Source organism: Sphingobium cupriresistens LL01 (assembly GCF_001046645.1).
Classification (GTDB): Bacteria; Pseudomonadota; Alphaproteobacteria; order Sphingomonadales; family Sphingomonadaceae; genus Sphingobium; species Sphingobium cupriresistens.
The window spans coordinates 206,887-226,481 of sequence record NZ_KQ130434.1 but is presented as its reverse complement, the minus strand read 5'-3'; the positions used below and the strand labels follow the sequence as shown (position 1 = coordinate 226,481).

At 68.0% G+C, this 19,595-nt stretch carries 21 protein-coding genes; 15 read left to right on the top strand and 6 right to left on the bottom strand.

The features are described 5' to 3' along the window. The first annotated feature begins 49 nt into the window (after positions 1 to 49). The 6 genes from pyrE (at position 50) to V473_RS01055 (ending at position 4,222) form a co-directional block, all read left to right on the top strand. Positions 50 to 631: an orotate phosphoribosyltransferase gene (pyrE, locus tag V473_RS01080; RefSeq protein WP_066599478.1), complete on the top strand. Its 582-nt coding sequence runs from the start codon at positions 50 to 52 to the stop codon at positions 629 to 631. Positions 632 to 636: 5 nt separating this feature from the next. Further along, positions 637 to 1,365: a pyridoxine 5'-phosphate synthase gene (locus tag V473_RS01075; protein ID WP_066599476.1), complete on the top strand. Its 729-nt coding sequence runs from the start codon at positions 637 to 639 to the stop codon at positions 1,363 to 1,365. Positions 1,366 to 1,378: 13 nt separating this feature from the next. Next, positions 1,379 to 1,780, top strand: a complete 402-nt coding sequence (gene acpS / locus V473_RS01070; protein WP_066599471.1) for a holo-ACP synthase — start codon at positions 1,379 to 1,381, stop codon at positions 1,778 to 1,780. 41 nt (positions 1,781 to 1,821) lie between these two features. Further along, complete coding sequence (lepB, locus tag V473_RS01065) at positions 1,822 to 2,706, top strand: signal peptidase I (RefSeq protein ID WP_244884322.1); 885 nt, start codon at positions 1,822 to 1,824, stop codon at positions 2,704 to 2,706. A gap of 20 nt (positions 2,707 to 2,726) precedes the next feature. Continuing rightward, positions 2,727 to 3,812: an AI-2E family transporter gene (locus V473_RS01060; RefSeq protein WP_066599468.1), complete on the top strand. Its 1,086-nt coding sequence runs from the start codon at positions 2,727 to 2,729 to the stop codon at positions 3,810 to 3,812. Between the two features lie 74 nt (positions 3,813 to 3,886). Beyond that, positions 3,887 to 4,222, top strand: coding sequence for a hypothetical protein (locus V473_RS01055; protein WP_066599465.1), 336 nt, complete (start codon positions 3,887 to 3,889; stop codon positions 4,220 to 4,222). A gap of 77 nt (positions 4,223 to 4,299) precedes the next feature. On the opposite strand, the gene V473_RS01050 is transcribed toward V473_RS01055, so the two are convergent. Then, complete coding sequence (locus tag V473_RS01050) at positions 4,300 to 4,887, bottom strand: FKBP-type peptidyl-prolyl cis-trans isomerase (protein ID WP_066599462.1); 588 nt, start codon at positions 4,885 to 4,887, stop codon at positions 4,300 to 4,302. 88 nt (positions 4,888 to 4,975) lie between these two features. Then, entirely contained in the window at positions 4,976 to 5,182 is a 207-nt protein-coding gene (gene rpsU, locus V473_RS01045) for a 30S ribosomal protein S21 (protein ID WP_006957190.1), read from the bottom strand. Between the two features lie 225 nt (positions 5,183 to 5,407). Between rpsU and V473_RS01040 the strand changes: the two genes are divergently transcribed. Next, positions 5,408 to 6,166: a class II aldolase/adducin family protein gene (locus V473_RS01040; protein ID WP_066599459.1), complete on the top strand. Its 759-nt coding sequence runs from the start codon at positions 5,408 to 5,410 to the stop codon at positions 6,164 to 6,166. Between the two features lie 13 nt (positions 6,167 to 6,179). Here the strand turns inward: V473_RS01040 and V473_RS01035 are convergent, their stop codons facing one another. Then, positions 6,180 to 7,115 carry a toll/interleukin-1 receptor domain-containing protein gene (locus V473_RS01035; protein WP_066599457.1) on the bottom strand — a complete coding sequence of 312 codons (936 nt, stop codon included), beginning with the start codon at positions 7,113 to 7,115 and terminating at the stop codon, positions 6,180 to 6,182. Between V473_RS01035 and V473_RS01030 the strand changes: the two genes are divergently transcribed. After that, positions 7,114 to 7,800 carry a hypothetical protein gene (locus tag V473_RS01030; RefSeq protein WP_066599454.1) on the top strand — a complete coding sequence of 229 codons (687 nt, stop codon included), beginning with the start codon at positions 7,114 to 7,116 and terminating at the stop codon, positions 7,798 to 7,800. The two genes, V473_RS01035 and V473_RS01030, sit on opposite strands and share 2 nt — an antisense overlap. Positions 7,801 to 7,817: 17 nt before the next feature. On the opposite strand, the gene V473_RS01025 is transcribed toward V473_RS01030, so the two are convergent. Further along, the gene (locus V473_RS01025; protein WP_082678936.1) at positions 7,818 to 9,443 is read right to left on the bottom strand and encodes a caspase family protein; all 1,626 of its coding nucleotides are present in this window, start codon (positions 9,441 to 9,443) and stop codon (positions 7,818 to 7,820) included. Between the two features lie 292 nt (positions 9,444 to 9,735). On the opposite strand from V473_RS01025, the gene V473_RS01020 reads away from it, so the two are divergent. From V473_RS01020 to V473_RS00990, 7 genes are all read left to right on the top strand, one after another. Next, complete coding sequence (locus V473_RS01020) at positions 9,736 to 10,263, top strand: hypothetical protein (RefSeq protein ID WP_148648301.1); 528 nt, start codon at positions 9,736 to 9,738, stop codon at positions 10,261 to 10,263. Next, entirely contained in the window at positions 10,260 to 11,882 is a 1,623-nt protein-coding gene (locus V473_RS01015) for an SUMF1/EgtB/PvdO family nonheme iron enzyme (RefSeq protein WP_066599449.1), read from the top strand. Before V473_RS01020 ends, V473_RS01015 begins: the two co-directional genes overlap by 4 nt. A gap of 63 nt (positions 11,883 to 11,945) precedes the next feature. After that, positions 11,946 to 12,857: a hypothetical protein gene (locus V473_RS01010; protein ID WP_066599444.1), complete on the top strand. Its 912-nt coding sequence runs from the start codon at positions 11,946 to 11,948 to the stop codon at positions 12,855 to 12,857. Positions 12,858 to 12,883: 26 nt separating this feature from the next. Further along, on the top strand, positions 12,884 to 14,452 hold the full coding sequence (locus tag V473_RS01005) for a C1 family peptidase (RefSeq protein WP_066599442.1): 1,569 nt from the start codon (positions 12,884 to 12,886) through the stop codon (positions 14,450 to 14,452). A gap of 8 nt (positions 14,453 to 14,460) precedes the next feature. Beyond that, the gene (locus V473_RS01000; protein WP_066599440.1) at positions 14,461 to 16,587 is read left to right on the top strand and encodes a RyR domain-containing protein; all 2,127 of its coding nucleotides are present in this window, start codon (positions 14,461 to 14,463) and stop codon (positions 16,585 to 16,587) included. Continuing rightward, the gene (locus tag V473_RS00995) at positions 16,575 to 17,342 is read left to right on the top strand and encodes an ABC transporter permease (protein WP_066599438.1); all 768 of its coding nucleotides are present in this window, start codon (positions 16,575 to 16,577) and stop codon (positions 17,340 to 17,342) included. Before V473_RS01000 ends, V473_RS00995 begins: the two co-directional genes overlap by 13 nt. Beyond that, complete coding sequence (locus V473_RS00990) at positions 17,324 to 18,037, top strand: ATP-binding cassette domain-containing protein (RefSeq protein WP_244884321.1); 714 nt, start codon at positions 17,324 to 17,326, stop codon at positions 18,035 to 18,037. Before V473_RS00995 ends, V473_RS00990 begins: the two co-directional genes overlap by 19 nt. Here the strand turns inward: V473_RS00990 and V473_RS00985 are convergent. Together V473_RS00985 and V473_RS00980 are read right to left on the bottom strand one after the other, a co-directional pair. Then, complete coding sequence (locus V473_RS00985) at positions 17,995 to 18,585, bottom strand: ABC-type transport auxiliary lipoprotein family protein (RefSeq protein WP_066599433.1); 591 nt, start codon at positions 18,583 to 18,585, stop codon at positions 17,995 to 17,997. The two genes, V473_RS00990 and V473_RS00985, sit on opposite strands and share 43 nt — an antisense overlap. Further along, positions 18,582 to 19,577, bottom strand: a complete 996-nt coding sequence (locus V473_RS00980) for an MlaD family protein (RefSeq protein ID WP_066599428.1) — start codon at positions 19,575 to 19,577, stop codon at positions 18,582 to 18,584. Before V473_RS00980 ends, V473_RS00985 begins: the two co-directional genes overlap by 4 nt. Positions 19,578 to 19,595: the final 18 nt, after the last annotated feature.

The following is a 19,595-nucleotide window of genomic DNA, read 5'->3' as shown; positions in this document are numbered from 1 at the left end:
CGGGCCGCGCGAACAGGCGACGGGCCGCCCGACATGGATATATGACGGCATGACAGATGAGGAAGTATTGGCGGAATTCCGGGCGGCGGGGGCGCTGCTCGAAGGACATTTTATCCTGTCGTCCGGGCGGCGCAGCGCCAATTATCTGCAATGCGCGCGCGTGCTGATGAACGCCGAACGGGCCGGCAAGCTGGCCCGCGCCACGGTGCAGAAATTACCGCGCGAAGTGCGGCAGGAGATCGATCTGGTGGTGTCGCCGGCGATGGGCGGCCTGATCATCGGCCATGAAGTCGGCCGCGCGCTGGACAAGGATGCGGTGTTTCTGGAGCGGCCGGAGGGCGTGTTCGAACTGCGTCGCGGCTTTGCGATCACGCCGGGGCAGAAGGTGCTGATGGTCGAGGACGTCGTGACCACCGGCCTGTCGTCGCGCCAGGCGATCGAAGCGGTCGAGGCGGAAGGCGGCATTGTCGTCGCCGAAGTCGCGCTGGTCGACCGGTCGGCGGGCGAAGTCGATCTGGGCGTGCCTTTCTACCCGCTCGTCTCCATCAATTTCCCAGTTTATGATGAAGATGCGGTGCCGCCCGAACTGGCGGCGATCCCGGCGATCAAGCCCGGCAGCCGGAAGCAATAGGCCTTATGACCACGCCCCTGCGCCTTGGCGTCAATATCGACCATGTGGCGACCATCCGCAACGCGCGGGGGGGCGAGCATCCCGATCCGGTCAAGGCCGCCCTGCTGGCGGTGAAGGCCGGGGCGGACGGCATCACCGCCCATCTGCGCGAGGACAGGCGGCATATTCGCGACGCGGATGTGGCGACGCTGATGGCGGCGCTGACCGTGCCGCTCAATCTGGAGATGGCCGCGACGCAGGAGATGCTGGACATCGCCCTGCGCTACCGGCCGCACGCCGCCTGCATCGTGCCGGAAAAGCGCGAGGAGCGCACGACCGAGGGCGGGCTGGACGCCGCCGGGCAGTTCGAGACGTTGAAGCCCGTCGTCGCGGCGCTGGCCGATGCGGGGATTCGCGTCAGCCTGTTCATCGAGGCGGACGCGCGCCAGATCGACGCAGCGATCCGGCTGGGCGCGCCGGTGGTGGAATTCCACACCGGCGCCTACGCCCATCTGAGCGGCGAGGCGCGCGCGGCCGAACTGCGCCGGATCGCCGACGCCGCCGCGCTGGCGGCCAAGAACGGGATCGAACCCCATGCCGGCCACGGCCTGACCTTCGACAATGTCGCCCCGATCGCCGCCATTCCGCAGGTCGCCGAACTCAATATCGGCCATTTCCTGATCGGCGAGGCGTTGTTCGGCGGGCTGGAGGGCAGCATTAGAGAGATGCGGCGGCAGATGGAGCTGGCGCGGTGAAAGTGAGGGGCGCGTGATCATCGGCCTCGGCTCCGACCTCTGCAATATCGAGCGTATCCAGAACTCGCTCGACCGGTTCGGACAGCGCTTCGAACAGCGCGTCTTCACCGAGGTCGAGCAGGCCAAGGGCAATCGCCGCCCCTTCACCAAGGCTGGGACCCTGGCCAAGCGGTTCGCCGCCAAGGAGGCTTTCTCCAAGGCGGTCGGCACTGGGTTCAAGGCGGGCGTGTTCATGAAGGACATCGGCGTGGTCAACGCCCCGTCCGGCGCGCCGACGCTCAAGCTGACCGGCGGCGCGCTGGCCCGGCTCGAATCGATGGTGCCGGCGGGGCATAAGCCTGTCATTCACCTGACGCTCACCGACGATCATCCATGGGCGCAGGCCTTCGTCATCATCGAAGCCCTGCCCCTGTGACCGATAATGCGAACGACACTCCCCCTAGCGAAAGCCCGCCCGTGACGGCCATCGACCTGCCCGAAGAGACGATCCTTTCCGATGCGCCACAGGGGGACGACGCGCAGCGATCCGCCGTCAACTGGTGGCAGGAACTCAAAAGCATCGTCCTGCTGATCCTGGCCGTGCTGGCCTTCCACAGTTTCGTCGCCAAGCCCTTCTACATTCCCAGCGAATCGATGATGCCGGTGCTGCTGACCGGCGACCGGCTGGTCGTGAGCAAATTTCCCTATGGCTGGTCCTATGTCTCGCCCAGCTTCCACCCCCTGCCCTTCCTGAAGGGCCGGGTGCTGGGCCGCCTGCCCGACCGCGGCGACATTGTGATCGTGTCGCCCCAGAATCGGCGCGAGGATTATATCAAGCGGGTGATCGGCCTGCCCGGCGACATTATCGAGGTGCGCGGCGGCCAAGTGATCCTGAACGGCGTGGCGGTGAAGCAGAAGATGCTGAAACCCATGCGTCTGGCCGTCGACGGCAACGCCCCCTGCCCGCCGCTGCAATTCCCCGGCGCATTGGTGACGGGCAAGGACGGCAGGGACTATTGCGAGCTGCCGGTGCGGCAGGAAATCCTGCCCAACGGCAAGACCTATGTCACGATCGACATGGGGCCGAGCGCGCTCGACTGGTATGGCCCGGTGCGGGTGCCGGCCGACCATGTCTTCCTGATGGGCGACAATCGCGACAATAGCGCCGACAGCCGCGCGCCGCTGGAAGAAAACGGCCTGGGCGGTCCGGTGCCATGGGAGGCGATTGGCGGCCGGGCGGAGTTCATCACATTCAGCCTGGACGGCGATGCGACCTGGAACCCGCTCAGCTGGGTCCACGCGCTGCGCAGCGGCCGGGCCGGGAACAGCCTGCGACCACAGAGCGTTGCACCCCCGCAATGATTTGAAAGGGGCATAGGGTTTTGAGCGACGCGCAGGCATTTCATGTCGAAGAACCCGGTCCCAGCGAAGTCCGCAGCCCGCTCGTCCAGCAGGAGCTGAAGCGCGCGGGCGTCTGGTTCGCGCTCGCCATCGCGGTGGCGCTGGTCGTCATTCTCGCGCAACCGCTGATGCTGATCATGGGCGCGCTGGTGCTGGCGACGATGATGGATGGCGGCACCCGCCTGCTGGGCCGCATCCTGCCGATCTCGCGCGGCTGGCGGCTGACGATCGTGCTGCTCGGCGCGGTCGCCTTCATGGCCTATACCTTCTACCTCACCGGATCGAGCCTGGCGGCGCAGGCGCAGGCGATGCGCACCATCGTCGAGGCGCAGGTGATGCGCATCGGCGGCTGGATGCAGCAACTGGGCATCAGCGCGACGCCGTCGGACCTGAAAGGCCTGGCGACCCAGGCGATGAGCAGCATGGGCCGGGTCACCGCCGCGGTCGGCACGGCTGTGGGCGCGATCACCAGCGGCGTGATGATGCTGGTGCTGGCGATCTTCATCGCGGTCGAACCCAAATTATACGAACGCGGCGTCGCCTGGATGCTGCCGATCGAAAAGCGCGCCCATTTCTACCGCGTCGCCGACAAGATGGGCTGGACGCTGCGCCGGTTGATGTTCGGGCGGCTGATCGGCATGGCGGTGGAGGGCGTGGGCACCTGGCTGCTGCTGTGGGCCGGTGGCGTGCCGATGGCGGGGCTGCTGGGCATATTGACCGGCCTGTTCGCCTTCCTGCCCAATATCGGGTCGATCATATCGGGCGTGCTCATCATCCTCGTCGGCTTTTCCGGCGGGACCGACACCGGCCTCTATGCCTTTGGCGTCTACATGGTGGTGCAGATCATCGACGGTTATCTGATCGTGCCGATGGTGGCGAAGCGCGCGACCGACCTGGCCCCGGCGCTGGTGCTGGGCGCGCAGATATTGTTCGGCGCATTGTTCGGCATCATGGGGCTGTTCCTGGCCGATCCGATCGTGGCGATGATCAAAGTCTATCTGGAGGAACGGTCCAAGGCGATGAAAGAGCGGAACCCCGCTGTGGTCGTGCCGAAGCCTGCGGCCTGATGGCGCAGGGAACGGGATGGCCTGTTCCACGGTTGGAATTATGATAGGCTCATAAGATTCGAGAGGATGCCATCATGACCGTTCCGTTGGACAAACAGAAGAAGCTGCATTTCGACCTGAGCAATGTCGGCCTGCGCGCCCATGCGACCGCGGCGGGACTGCTGCAACTCTGCCAGGAGCTGCGCCGCGCCGGGGTGCTGGACGAACCCGCGATCGAACGGATCAAGGGCGCGATCGCCTGCGACATCGAAGTCTCCGCATCCCGATCGGTCGCCACGGCCGCCTATCGCCGCGACATCAAGGCGCGACTCGACAAGCTATTCGCCGGGGAAGAGAGGGTCGGCAGCGCCGATGCGCTGGCCTTTGGCCTGAGCGCCGAGGATGACAGCGTGTGCCAGGGTCACGCCTGATCCTGGCCTGATCCAGGCCAAGAAAAAGGGGCCGTGATGACCGGCCCCTTTTCGCGATTGGTTCTGGCTTAACCGGCTTAGTTGCCCGGCTGCGGCCCGGCGCCCGGCGGCATCCCGCCCTGCGGCCCGCCCTGCTGTTGCTGCATCTGCTGCTGCAACTGCATCAGTTCGGCCTTTGACTTGAAGTCGTGCAGTTCGACGTCGAACACCAGCACGGACCCTGCCGGGATCGGGCCGGCCGCCTGGTCGCCATAGCCCAACTGCGGCGGAATCCAGAGGCGGTACTTGCCGCCCTTCTTCATCTTCTGCAGCCCTTCGGAGAAGCCCGGCACGACGCCGTCGATCGGCATCGGCGCCTGCGGATTCTCGTCGAACACCGTGCCGTCCAGCAACGTGCCCTTATAGCCGACCAGCGCCACGTCGGCGGGGGTCGGGCTGGCGCCCGCGCCTTCCGACAGAACCTTGTATTGCAGGCCCGACTCGGTGGTCACCACGCCGTCCGCATGGGTGTTTTGCGTCAGGAACGCCGACGGCGAGGCTTCAACGCCCTGCTGCCCCGCCCACGCGAGGCCGCCAGCCGCCAGCGCAATCGCGGCGACACCGATCCAAAGGCGCGTCAGCGACCCCTTGGCGATAGGACGAAGGGGTACGGCCGTCGTGGACATGGCGCATGCTCTCGCAAATTAAGGGCAGGGTGTTCGGCAGAATACGGGGCGGCGATGGCGCAACGGCCGGAGACCGCCCCGATAGCGCTTACTTCGCGCCGTCGCGCTCGGCGCGCTTGCGATCCATCTTGCGGGCGCGACGCACAGCGGCAGCCTTTTCGCGGGCGCGCTTTTCCGAAGGCTTCTCGTAGTGACGACGCAGCTTCATTTCGCGATACACGCCTTCACGCTGCAGCTTCTTCTTGAGCGCGCGAAGAGCCTGGTCGACATTGTTGTCGCGAACGATGATCTGCATAAGTCCGTTAATCTCCAATCGAAAACGAGCGGTTCGCCGGGATTTTCACATCTTTCCCGACGGGCCGACCGAATAGCAAAGCCAATGAGTCGTCGCAGGTCGCCCTACGCCATGTGGGCGGCGCCCTATCAGCAGAGTCGCGTAAACTCAACCCTAAAGCCTTCATACTCGACAAGCCGAGCATGCGGGCGGATAGTGGCGGCATAAAAATAGTGGAGGATCGCCATGGCTACAGCCGCCAAACGCCCCGATATGCCCGCCGCCGAATGGGCGGCGCGCCAGCAGCTTGCCGCCTGCTACCGTATCTTCGACCATATGGGCTGGTCGGAGCTGATCTACAACCATATTACGCTGCGCGTACCGGGAGAAACCGGCGCTTTTCTCATCAATCCCTTCGGCCTGGGCTATGACGAGGTGACCGCGTCCAACCTGGTCAAGATCGACATGGACGGCCAGGTGCTGGACGGCAGCCCCTATCCCGTCAACAGTGCGGGCTTCACCCAGCATAGCGTGTTTCACCGGCATCTGCCCGACGCCCATTGCATCATCCACACCCATACGACTGCGGGGATGGCGGTGAGCGCCTGCGCCGAGGGGCTGAAACCGATCAGCTTCTATGCCGCCGCCTTCATCGGACGAATCGCCTATCATGATTTTGAGGGCATCACGATTCGCGCCGATGAGGGGGAACGGCTGATCGCCAATCTGGGCGATCGGCGCGTCATGCTGCTGCGCAATCATGGGACGCTGGTGATGGCGGGGAGCCTGCCCGAAGCCTTTCTGACCCACTGGCTGTTGCAGCGCGCCTGCGAAATCCAGGTTGCGGCCGGCGCGGCGGGGACGCCGATCGATATTCCGGCCGAGGTGATCGCGGTGCATCAGCGCGACCTGAGCGCCGTGCAACTGCCGGTCGGGCCGGGCGTGCCGGATTTCCAGACGATGGTGCGGCGCATCGACCGGATCGATCCGAGTTGGCGGGACTAGGGCGCGGATCGGCTCACGGCCGCGGGCAGCTTTCGCCTTCGGCCACCATGCGGCGCACCTCCTGCGCGGCGACCTGGGCCAGCCAGGCGCGGCGCTCCGCCTTGTCGGCGTTCTGCTCCGCCAGCTTGCGGGCGGCCTGCGCCTCGTTGCGCTGCTGCACCGCCATCCGGGCATAGGTGAAGGCGGCGATCGACAGGCCGCTCAGCACCAGGATCAGCAGCAGCGCGGCGGCGGAGAGGGCGGCGGCGATTCGCCGGCTGCGGCGCTGGTCACGGCGATAGAGCGCGGCATAGGGCGCGCCGAGCAAGCCTGCGATCAGCTTGAGCTTGACGACATGGCGCTCGTTCTTCTGCAAATCCGGCGCCAGCGGTTCGAGCGGCTGGCTGCGATCCAGTTCGCCCGCCGCGTCCAGCGCGAACAGCAGGGGCGCGGGAAAACAGTCGGTGTCGGGATCGCCGGGCACGCCCGCGGCGATCAGCGCGAAGACCGGCGCGTCGGGATTGCAGCGCTTGAAGGACCGGATTTCCTTGTCCACCCAGACCGATCGCGCCGCCGTGGGCGAGCAGATGACGATCAGCGCGTCGGACCGGGCGAGCGCGCCCTGCAATTTGGGGCCGAGTTCGGCGGCCCCCGCCAGTTCATCCTCGTCGCGGAAGATCGGGCGCAGCCGGGCGGGGATCGGGCCGCGATCGCCCGCCGTTCCCACCAGCCCGCTTGGCACGCGGTAATTTTCGATCGCGCGGTGCAGCCAGCGCGCGACCTTCATGTCGGCATGGCTGTAGCTGATGAAGGCGGCGTAGCGTCCTTCGCCGCCGACCGCGCCGACCAGCGCCGACAAGTGCTTGTGCGCATAGCCCGCCAGTTCCGCGCCGCCCGCAAGCACTGGCTTTCCCACCGCTGCGGCGGTATCCACAGGGGACGAGAAGATCTTACCGAGAGGGTTGGACATGATGCGGAAATTCCTGATCGCGGGTGTGGCGATGATGGCGCTTTATGGTCCCGTCGCAGCGCAGGAGGCGGTGCCGCCGCCAGCCACTCCTCCACCAGTCGTCCCTGCGGCCACGCCCCCCGCCGCGCCCGCCGATCCCTTCGCCCAGGCGATCGCCGCGCGGCAGGTCGCCGACTTCGCCCGGCGCGAGCGTGATCCCCATGCGATGCTGACCGCCGCGCGGATGTTGCAGCAGGTGCCGATGACCGATGGCGCGACCCCGGCGCAGGGCGACGCCGCCTTTTCCCCCGACGCGCTGTTCGCCGAGGCGAAGGCGCTGGCGCGCGACGATCAGGCGCTGTTGCTGCACATCCGGCTGGCGCAGTCGGCGTCGGGCCGCGGCGTGGTCGCCTCCGCCTTCGGCAAGGGGCTGGTGCGGCGCGTGCTCGACGTCAATCCGCGCAACGCCTATCGCTTCAGCGTCACCGCCAAGGGTGGCGAGCCGCTGCGCATCGGCGCGATCGGCGATATCGGCACCAACATGTATATCCGCCTGCTCGATGCGTCGGGCAAGCAGCTCTGCCTGGACGACAATGCCGATTACGCCCCGGTCTGCGCCGTCACGCCGCGCGCGTCGGGCCAATATCGGGTCGATATCGGCAATAAGAGCGCTGCCAGAAGCCGGACCGTGATCCTGAGCAACTGAGGCGCGCGGCGGCATCGTCAGTTGCCGGTGTAGAGTTCGCCGATCGACAGGCTGGCCTGCGCCCCGGCCCTGGCGATCAGGTCGCGGATCGGGCCGACCAGCCGGGCGGCGGCGCGCTGGTTCTCGACCGTGCGCAGCAGCAGGCGGAAATCGTCGGGCGGTCGCGGCGTCACCAGCGCAACGACATGGTCCGCGCCAAAGGGCGGAATGACCTGGCTGTCGAGGACGGGCAGCAACTGGCCGGCGGCCAGTTCGCCCTTCCCGTCCGACGCGGCGACCGGGAAGAGTCGTTGCACCGTGCCGTCGGACGCGATGTTGAACACGGTCGCATAGTGCGGGCCGGGCGCAACCGCGCCATCCCCCGTTTGCGCCTGAACCGGGGCCAATGCCAGCGTGACCGGCGCACCGGACGGATAGCGCGCGCCATTGTCGAGCGGGCCGACCATCAGCCGCGCGCTGCGTTCCGACAGGAGCGGACGCAGCGCCTCCAGCGCCGCCCATTTGTCGATGACGCCGCGGACCTGCGCCGGGCTTTTCACATTCTGCGCCACGATGTCGCCGGTGCGGCGCAGCATCGCCTGCGCCCGCGCGTCCCACACAAAGTCTGCGCCCTGGCCATCGGTCAGAATGCGCCAGGGATGGTCGCCGCTGACGCTGGCGCGCGCCTTCAGGTCCGCGACATAGAGTCCGGGCAGCGGCGGCGGGGCCGGCGGCGCGGGTGGCGGCGGGACGGTGGCGAACAGCCCCTGCCCTTCCCGCCCCGGCGGGATGACGGTATTGCTTTCCTGTCGCTGGCCGCTCAGCATCCGCACCTGGACGTTGAGATAGGCGCCCAGTTCGCCGATCGACAATATGCCGTCGCCATCCTGGTCGGCGGCCATCCCCTTCCCGTCGGCGCGCGCCGTGGTCACGCCCTGTTCGAACGACCAGGTCAGGAAGCCGCGGGTCGGCGCGCCTTCCACCGGCAGCGCATTTTCCCAGGCGATCTGATCGTCGCGCGCCGCACTGATATAATAGAGGTTGGGCAGGTCGTCGCGGGTGGCGCTGACCGGGGCGGCGTCACCGGACGCCAGCACGCTGGCGAAGCGCGGGGCCGGGCGCGACCCCAGCTCCACATTGCGCGCGCCCAGCGTCAGCCGCGGGGTCATGCCCATGGCGCGCGGATCGACCGACCGATGCAGCGTGCCGGAATGGCAGGTATCGGCCATCATCAGCACCTGCACCCCCTTCGGCACGTACAGGGACAGCCAGGTGTAGAAATCCTTGTCGACGATGAAGCGCTCGGCATCCTTTACGTCGGGATCGAAGCCGGGCAGCGGCAGGAACTGGTCGGTATCGCCGTCGCGCGTACCCTTGACCGCGGCTTCGGCCAGCGCGCCATGGCCGGTATAATAGAGAAAGATCCAGTCGCCCGGCCTGGACCGCAGGCCCAGCGCATGGAGCGCGGTTTCGACCGTGGTGCGGCTGACGCCGTCATTGCGCAGGACGGTGACGTCGCTCGCGCCCTGACCGCGAATCAACGCCTCCATGGCCGCCAGATCATTTTCCGGCCCCACCAGGTCCATGATCAAATTGGACTGAAACTGCCACGCCCCCACCAGCAAGGCGCGCGTTTCAGCATGGGCGTAACCTGGATTAGTCATTATTGTGACAAAGCCGGTCAATACTGTTGCCCAGAGTCCACGTCGCCCCTTCGACATTGGGATTCCCCCGCGCTTTTTTGTTGCCTCAATAGCTATATATCCATAGTCTCAGAAAGGTAATCGGGGCAATAACTATATCTTGACTCGGAGCGGACAAATGGCCGTGTTGCGTTGCACTATAGTCGTTGCTTCTTTTATGCTTTTTGCAGGTGGAGCGGCAAACGCCCTGACGCAGGCGGATAACGCTCCGCCGTCCGAACCAGCCGCTGTGGAGGGCGCAGCGGGCCGTGGCGTGCGAATATTGCCGCCGGAGCCGCCCGCGCCAAAGCCTGTTGCACAGGAGCCACAGGCGCAGCAGCCCGTCCACGCCGTCAATCCCGGTCCCGCTGTCGATCCCGGCCGGCAGGCGCCGGTCGCCGCCGCGCCAGTCGCGCCCGTGCTCAAGAGTTGCGATCGCCCGGTGGCGAAGCCGACGCTGCGCTTTACCGATCCGGCCCGCTTCGATCGCGCGCTCAAGGCCAAGCTGCGGCGTGGCCGCCCGGTGGTGGTCGATCTCGACACCCCCTATCCGGCCGACAATGAAGCGCCGCTGCCGTTGGGCGCCTGGCTGAACGAGGTCAAACAGAGCGGCGGCGCGGTCAGCGTCGCTCCCTATTGCCAGAAGGGACGCGGTTTGGGCGGCTTCTTCGCCAAGCTGTTCGGAGGCGGCCCGGCCGAACCCTATAGGGCCGCGCGCCGCTATGACGCGGTCCTGCATGTCGACGGGGTCGATCAGGTCGTGACCCAGGTCGAGTTCGCGCCGCGCAAGGCGACAAAATGAACCGTCCACATCCGGGGGGCGGCCTGATCCGCGCGCTTGCGGCGATGTTGGCGCTGGCGCTGCTCGCGCTGGCCGGTCCCGCGCGCGCGGCGGAAGAGCCGCGGCTGGCGCTGGTGATCGTCAACGGCGCCTATCAGGCCTTCGACAAGCTCGGCTCCACCTATGCCGATGGCGACAAGGTCGCGACCGCGCTCAACGCCACCGGCTTCACCGATGCCAGCGGTGACGGTCCGGTGCAGGTGCGCCGCGACCTGTCGCGTGAGGCGATGTTGCAAGCCGTCGCCGATTTCCGAGCGAAGCTGGCTGCGGCCGGGCCGAAGGCGTTCGGCACCCTCTATTTTTCCGGCCATGGCGCGGCGCTGGGCAGCTATGGCGACGTCATGCTGCTGCCGGTCGATGCCGGCCGCGACCTGACGCCCGAAAGCGCCACGCTGACCCGCGCGGCGCTGACCCATAATCTGCTGGGATCGGGCGCGAAGACGGTGCTGATCGTGCTCGACATGTGCCGCAACGTCCTGCCCGCGCCGCCGCCGTCGCTGACCCAGATGATCGCGGCGGAAACCGGGACAGAGGCCAGCGCGGTGGGCGAACTGGCGGGCAGCAAGGGGTTGCGCCGCATGGTGCGCGCCACCGCCGCCGCGATCCGGCCCGACCAGGGCTATCTGGTCGCCTTTTCCACCAGCGCCGACCAGGTCGCCTTTGACGACGGCATCTTTTCCAAGGTGCTGGCCGAGGAAATCCGCCGGCCGCAGCAGAATATCGCCGATGCGCTCAAGCGCGTGTCGGACCGGGTCGCGCTGTCGTCGGGCAAGAATTTCCAGAAGCCGACCTTCGATTATGGGCTGCAAGGCGCGCCGCCCTGCTTCATTTCCTGCGACCGGGCGGCGAGCGATCGCTTCTACGACTGCGCCAATTGCCCCTGGATGCGGGCGATCCCGGCCGGGCTGACGCCGTTCGGATCGCCGCTGTCTGAACCGGGCCGCGGCGGGGACGAAGCGGTGCAGGCCGACCTGAAGATCGAGCGCTCCTTCGCCATTGGCGTCTATGAGGTGACGATCGCCGAATGGAATGCCTGCGTGCGCGACAATGCCTGCACGAAATTGGGCAACTGGTCGAAGGATAATCCCAATCCGCTGATCCCGGCGACCGACATCAGCTATGAGGATGCGCAGGCGTTCGTCGCCTGGCTGACGGTCCAGTCGGGCCGCGCCTATCGCCTGCCGAGCGAGCAGGAATGGGAATATGCCAGCCGCGGCGGCGCGCCGTCGGCCTTTCCCTGGGGCGACGATATCGGACCATCGATGGCCAATTATGATCATACCGCCCGCTATCACGGATCGGATACCGCGCCCTATCGCGGCTATCCCGAAGCGGTGAACAGCTATCCCGCCAATGCCTTCGGCCTCAACCAGATGCAGGGCAATGTGTGGGAATGGACGTCGGGCTGCACCGATACGTCCTGCCGCGCGCGGATCATGCGCGGCGGATCGTTCGAGAGCGCGCCCGATGCGCTGCGATCGGCCAATCGCTTCACCGTCCCGCCCGGCAAGCGCCGGCAGGACGCAGGCTTGCGCGTCGTGCGCGACCTGGAACCGGACGAGATCGGGGGATCGTCCTGACGCGGAATATCTGAGGGTTTGCGCGGGAAATGGGAAGCCGGCGCATCAAGAGGGGTAATATCGATGAAGAAGTTTCTGATCGCGGCCGCGGTGGCGGCGCTCGTGCCGGGTACGGCTTTTGCCTCGCCTTATTATGCCAGCATCGGCAGTCCCAACAGCCTGCAGCATACGGCGGTCACGACCGCGCTCAATCTCAACGATCTCGACTATGACGACGACCCGGACACGCCCGGTTTCGACATGGAGGGGGATGCCGACACGATCGGCGGCGCCTTCACCTATTGGGGCGGCGCAGGGGCCGAGGGCCAGCGCTACGAATTGCGCTACCAGAAGGCGTTCCGCCCTTCGGAGGGCAGCCGCGCCCGCGTGCTGATCGATCCGATCCTCAATGTCCTGCACGTCAATGACGGCCAGACCACGATTCTGGGCACGCTGTCGACGGGCGTCGAAATACCGGTGCAGCCCAACTGGCTCATCACCCCGCGCGTCGCCTATGGCGTGAGCGACAATGACGGCTATTTCGGCGCCAGCAACGAAGTGCTGACCCTGTCCGCCACCAGCCGCTACAAGATCGCGCAGGTGGGCCGCGGCGACCTGACCATCGGCAATATGGTTGGATGGTCCACCACCACCGATATCGGCATCGGCAAGAAGCTGCCCTTCTATTTCAAGGAGGATGTCTGGGCGTTCCGCAACGGCATCGCCTATCAATTGCCGTTCAAGGGACGGATGTTCGGCGGGCGGCAGGGATCGATGCGCGCCAGCTACACCTGGACCAAGCTGACCGGCGATCCGCAGGCTTATGAAAATGTGCATGAAGCGGCGCTGAGCGTGGGCATCCGCACCCGCGAGGTTGAGCAGAAGAGCCGGGCCGAGCAATTGCGTATCGGCCTGATCTACACCCATGGCACCAGCAGCTTCTCGCATGATTTCGATTATGACGCGGTGACGCTGACCGTGGGCTACCGCTTCTAAAAACAGCTATTCGGGAGGAACGGGTGATGACACGCCGTCTCGTCACATGGGGAAGCGTCGCGCTGCTGGCGCTGTCTGGTGCGGGCCTTTCAGCGCAGCAGAGCGACGACGCGCTGTTCATGACCGGGGCGGAGCCCGTTTCTCCCGAAGATTATGCCAAGCTGCCCAAACAGGGGCGGTTCCGCGCCTATCTGCCCAAGCAGGTGGACCTGTCCAACGCCTATCCGCCGCCCGGATCGCAGGGTCCGCAGCCCAATTGCGTCGCCTGGGCGACCACCTATGCCGCGCGCACCTTCCTCAATTTTCGCGACAAGAATGTGCAACCCGACGAACCGGCCGACCAGATGAGTCCGGCCTATGTCTATAATCGGCTGCGCCCGGCGGGATCGCCCTGCACCGGCACGATCAGCATCGTCCAGGCGCTGACCCTGCTCAAGAATGAGGGCACGGTCAGCCTGGCCGAATTTCCCGACGACATGACCAAATGCGCCATTCCTGCGGCTGAGGGGCTGAAGGAGAAGGCGGGCAATTTCCGCCTGCTCGACTGGCGCGCGGTCGACCGGGAGGTCAAGGACGACTGGCGCACGCCGATCGTGCTGGACGACGTCAAGGGCGCCCTGGCGCGCGGCGCGCCGGTGATATTCGCCATGCCGGCCCCCGCAGATTTCAAGGCGTTTCGCGGCGACGGCGTCTATCGGCGCGCGGAAAAGCCCGAAAGGGCCAATTATCACGCCATGGCGATCGTAGGCTATGACGAGGATCGGCAGGCCCTGCGCATCATGAATAGCTGGGGGCCGATCTGGGGCGACAAAGGCTATGCCTGGATCGATTATGCCACCTTCAAGCTGCTGACCGGGGAAGCCTATTCGCTCGAAGCGCCGGTCGCCCCGGCCGCGCCCGGCACGCCGCCCCCACCGCCGCGCAGCGACGCCCAGATCTTCGCCGACCAGATGGCGGCCATGCCCTGCGGCGCGGTGTCGGTGCAGGGCAAGAGCGTGACCGGCTTTTCCGGCGACCTCAACGCCATCGCCGCGCTGCGCGAAGCGTCCGCCAGGGCCGACCCGACCCGCAGCTTCGCGGTGCGCCACCTGCCCTGGCCGCAATGCGAGGCGGCGCTGACGCTCGCCGCACCGCTCTCCCGCGACGGGACCAGCATCGTCGCGCTGACCGCGGACGGCAAGGATCGCAGCGGCGACCCGGTGGTGATGCAGGAGAATGAGATTTTCGGCGTCAGCGCGACGACGAGCGCGGCGCGGCCCTATCTCAGCATCATCTACCTTCAGGCCGACGGCAGCGCGGTGGAACTGCATCGTGGCCATCCCGAACCCGACCGCAAGGGCGTGCGGCGCGTCACCATCGGCCTGTCGCAGGCGGCGCAACGCTATCAGGTCGCGCCGCCCTTCGGCCCCGAACTGATCGTCGCGCTGGCGTCGGCCAAGCCGCTGTTCGGCGATGACGAGGTGGTGAACGGCACCGAGCGGCAGTTCCTGACCAGGCTGCGCGCCAAGCTGGCCGGGCGTCAGGGGGATAGCCAGAATAACAGTCAGGGTGCGGGCGTCTCCGCCGCCTTCGTCCGGCTCCAGACCAGCAACTGACCCCGGCCATGGGGGGCCAGCCACGGAAGAGCATCAGGAGCCTGCACCTGCCGCCGGTGGCGCCGGTCGTGCGCTTCGGCGCGATGGCCCTCGCCTTCCTGCTGGGCACATGGGGTTTCGCCCAGGCTTTTGCGGAGGCCCGCATCGCATCGACCGTGATGCAGGACGCGATGCGGGCGATGCGGCTGATCGTCGGCAGCTTCCCGCAGGTGCTGGAGGGGCGTGACCTGCCGCTGGCGCTCAACATCGCGCGCTGGGCGCTGCCGCTGCTGACCTTCTGGTCGACCGCGGCGCTGGCATGGGAGCAGGTGCGCAATCCGCTGCGGCTGGCGCTGATCCGGGCGCGGGGCGAACATCTGGTGATTGCGGGCGACGAGGGCGGGGGCCTTGCCGCGCAGGCGGCGCGCGGCGCGCTGGCGGACGGACGGCGGGTGCTGCTATGGCCGCAGGACCGGCGCACGACCTGGATCGGCGACGCGCTGGAGGCGGGCGCGGCGGAAGTGGAGCAGGGCGTGGCGCAGGAGAGCGCCGCCGGACTGGCGCTGGACAAGGCGCGCGCGGTGCTGCTGCTGTCGCGCGAGGCGCGCGGCAATATCGCGCTGGCGTCCGCCGTGCTGGCGCAGGCGGCGGCGGTTCGGCTGGCGGGCGATCCGATCGACATCATCCTGCGCGTCGACGACCTCGACCTGCGGCGCAGCGTCGAGCAGCGGTTCGAACATGGCGACCGGCGGACGGCGCGGGTGCGGCTGGCGGCGCTGCCCGACATCGCGGCGCGGCAATTGGCGCTGGCCCGGCCGATCGACGGATTCACCCGCGCGGGACAGGTGGGGCGCGGCGTGCTGGTGATCGGCTTCACCCCGCTGATCGAGCGCTATCTGCTCCGCACGCTGGCGGGCGGCCATTATCGCGACGGCGGCAAGCCCGCTTTCGTTATCCACATGGCCGACGCCGCGCAGGGCGAGGCGGCGTTTCGCGCGCGCAATCCCGGCGCGGACGCGCTGTCGCCGCTGCGCTTTGTCGAGGCGCGGCCCGACCCGGCCGGGATCGGCATGCTGATCGACGCCCATGTCGCGACGTCCGGCGAGCCGGTGGCGATCCTGATCGATCTGGACGACGACGACCGCGCGCTGGCCGTCGCGCTGGCGGTCGATGCGCGCTATCGCGCCGCCGCCCTGCCCGCCCCGCCGATCCATGTGCGGATGGCGGGCGCGCACGATCATCGCATCGGCGCGGGCATCTTCCCCTTCGGCGGCCTGTCCGACCTCGCCGACCCCGACATGCTGTTGCAGGACCGGCACGACGCGCTCGCCCGGTCGATCCATGATTTCTATCTGGAGGGCCGCTTTGCCGAGGGCGAGCGGATCGGCGTGCGCGCGTCGATGCAGGAATGGGAAGACCTGCCCGAAAGCTTCCGCGACGACAACCGGCTGGTCGCCGACTGCTATCAACTCAAACTGCGCGACATCGGCGCGCGGCTGGTCGCGGGAGCCGGACCGTCGCTCAGCCTTTCCCCCGACGAACTGGAGGAATTGTCGCGCGCCGAACATGATCGCTGGATGGCGGCGAAGCTGGTGCAGGGGTGGACCCATGGCGCGGTGCGCGACGACGCGCGGCGGCTGCATCCCGACATCGTCCCCTATGATGACCTCAGCGAAGCGATCAAGGATTTGGACCGGGAGCAGGTGCGGATCATGGCGCGGCTGCTGAGCGCGTCGGGCCGACGGGCGTTGCGGACGCTGACGGTGGCGCTGTTGCCGGGCGGCGAGGATAGTGCGCCCGATCCGGCCGCTTTGGTGGCGGCGTTGCGCGCCCATTATCCCGACCGCGCGCCGGTGTTTGTCGGCGATTTGGCCGATCGCTGGTCGCGCCATTTGCTCGGCCCGTTGCAGGCACAGGGGCAATTGGTACAATTGGCATTGGCTTGCCATGTGCAGGCGATCCTTGACCCCCTGCCGGCCGGAGAAGCCCCCCGCGCCGCGGCGCTGGTGCAAGGCGCGGACGCGATCCATGCGGGCGGCATGACGGCGCTGGCGGCGCGCGCCGACCTGCTGCTGGCGAGCGATCCCAGCCCCGATCCGCGCGCCATTCGCATTGGACCGGACGGCGCGATCAGCCGCGCGCCATGGACGCGCTGAAGGGCGGCCCCAAGCTGCTGGCCGCGATCGGCGCGGGGGTATGGCTGACCATGCGCGCGGGGCTGGGCATGGGGCGGCGCATCATCGCGGGCGACGCACTGGCGCAGCGGCAACTGGCGGACGGCCTGCCCCTGCATGTGTGGCGGCCGTTGCGCACATTGCTGCCGCTGGCCGCGCTGGCCGGGATCATCGCCGGGATCGGCGCGGGGCGGCTGCTGACGCTCTATAATGCGCAGATTCCGGTGCTGAGCGCGCTGGCGGAGATTTTGCTGCGCGACATCGTGCCGCTGCTGGTCGGCCTGTTCGCCTGCGGCAGCGTGTCGGTGGCGCTGTCGTCGCGGCTCGGCGCAATGGCGCTCAACCGGGAAATCGACGCGCTGGAGGCGCTGGGGCGCGATCCGGTCGCCCATGCGCTGGGGCCGGCGCTGGCCGCGGTGCTGCTGTCCGCGCCGATCCATATGCTGCTGGGGGGTATCGCGGCGGTGATCGGCTGCGGCGTCCCGCTGGCGCTGATCGCCAATGTCGGCTGGCCGCTATGGTCCGGCTTCGCCTTTTCCCACGAGGCCGCCGCCGCGATGCTGACCGGCATCGCCAAGCTATTGCTCTATGCACTGATCGCCTTTGGCGTGGGCAGCGCGGTGGGGGCAAAGCCGGTGCGGTCACCGGCCGATATCGGGCGGCGCGCGACCACCGCCTTTACCGCCGGATTGCTGGGCATCTTCAGCGCGGCGGCGCTGTGGACGGCTTTGCTGTGAGCGCGCTGCTGGCGTTCGAGGGGGTGAGCCTGGTGCTGGGCGGGACGCGGCTTCTGGATCAGGTCGACCTTGCCATCGAAGCCGGCGATCGGGTCGCGATCCTGGCGGACAGCGGCGCAGGCAAGAGCTGGCTGTTGCGGCTGGCGATCGGGCTGGTCACGCCCGGCAGCGGCACCGTGCGCCTGATGGGCGTGGCGCTGGACGTCGCGCCGCCGGATGTGCGCCGGTTGTTGCGCGCGCGGTGCGGCGTGGCGATGCAGGGCGGGTCGCTGCTCGGCGACCTCAGCGTCGAGGAGAATATGCGGCTGGCGATCGGCACCGGCGACTGGTCCAAGCGGCGGCGCGGGGAGCGGCGGATCGACCGGCTGCTGCTGGAATATGGGCTGGAGCAGGCGGCGACGACCCGCGCCGACGCGCTGTCGATCGGCGAGCGGCGGCGTGCGGAACTGGCCCGCGCCTTCGTCCGCGATCCCGAATTGCTGGTGCTGGACGAACCGTTCGAGGGGGCCTTCGCGCGGGGCGACATGCTGGAGGCGCAGGTGCGGCGGCGGATCGTGCCGCAGGGCCGGGCGCTGCTGCTGCTGACGCAGGACCGGGCGCTGGCGGGACGGCTGTGCGAGCGGGTCTACCGGCTGGAGCGCGGACGCCTCATTCAGCAGGACGCGGCGGTCACGGTGCCCGACGCGACGTCCTGAACGAAGGCGGCGACCGCCTGTTCGATCGCGCCCTGGAAGGCGGCGGCGCGGACGGTGCCGGCGGCCGATGCGATCGGCCGGGTCGCGCAATAGCGGCCGGCCCAGATCGCTTTGCCTTGGGCCACCTGCGTCACGTCGAAGGCGACGACCGCATGAGCATTACCCGTTGCGCTCAGTTCCTCGAACCGGTCGAGCGTCGCCACCACGCGCCGGTCGGCGGCGAGCGGCAAGGCGGGGCCGGTGACGGTGGCGAAGCGGGTGCGCAGCCCCATGACCAGTGCGCGGACGAGACTGTCGGCGGGCGGCTCTTCCCAGAAATAGGTGGCGGCCTGATGGATTTCGCCCGGTGCGGCGGCATCGACATAGGCGTAGCGCATCCCGCCCGACAGACCGCGCGCCTGCACCGCCGCGACCGTGAAGCTGGGGGCGGCGACCGGCCGGCCGGGCGCGAATTGGGGCGACAGGCGCATGGTGACCGGCGCATCGCCCGGCCTGAGCGCGGCGCAGGCGGGGAGCGCACAGAGCAGCAGCAGGGCGATCGGCTTCATTTCTGTCCTCCCGGCGGCGGCGGATCGGCATAGCGCTGGCCGCGGATCGCATAGGTGGGGTCGCCCGCCAGTCTTTCACTCAGCGCCCCAAGGCTGCTGCTGGTGCGCTCCAGATTGGCGCTGGTCGCCACCAGCGAGGCGGACGCGCCCTCCAATATGCCGCGCACTTCCCCGGCGCTGCTCTTGCCCTCGGCCAGCAGCCCGGCGATGCTGGCCTGATTTTGCGCCACCAGAGACCGGGTTTCGCGCAAGATGCCGTTGAGCGCCGCAACGTCGATTTCGGACGCCCGGCCGGTCGCCTGCCGCACATGCGACAAGGTCAGGGCGATGTCGCCCCGGCCCGGCGTGAAGCTGCGGTCGAGCTGCGTGCTGAGGCTATTGAGCGCGGCGAGGGTTTGCGTGGCGTTGCGGGCGACCTGCGCCATGTCGACGGCGCCGCCCGATCCGTCACCCTGCAACAGGCCCGACAATTTCTGCGCCATGGCGTTGGCGGTGCGGGCGACATTGGCCGCCTCCCCGATCGCGAGCGCGGCGGTTTCGAACAGGTCGGCGGGGCGACGACAGCCGGGCAGCGCACCGGCGGCGTCCCGGCCCGGCACCGGATCGCAGCCATAGGCGCGGCGCGCGGCGGGGCATTGGGCGCTGCCGGTTTCCAGCGCCACCAGTTCGATGCGCGGGGCGGTGAGCGGATTGGCCGAGGCGACGGTGGCGAAGGAGCAGGCGGACGGCTGCCATTTGCGGTCGATGCCCATGGCGACGGCGAAGGTGCGGCTTTGCCGGTTGAGGTCGATCGACCGCACCGCCCCGATCGGCGCCCCCCGGAAATAGACCTGGACACCCGGCGAGACGCCCTCGACATCGTCCAGCGTCGTGGCGATCACCCGCTGGCGGAAGAAAGGATCGGGCACGAGCGCCAGGATCGCGACCACGCCCAAGGCGAGCAGCGCGGCCCCCAATCCCCATCTGATCTGCGTCGTCGAGTCCGGCGTCATGCCCCACTCCCCCTGTAG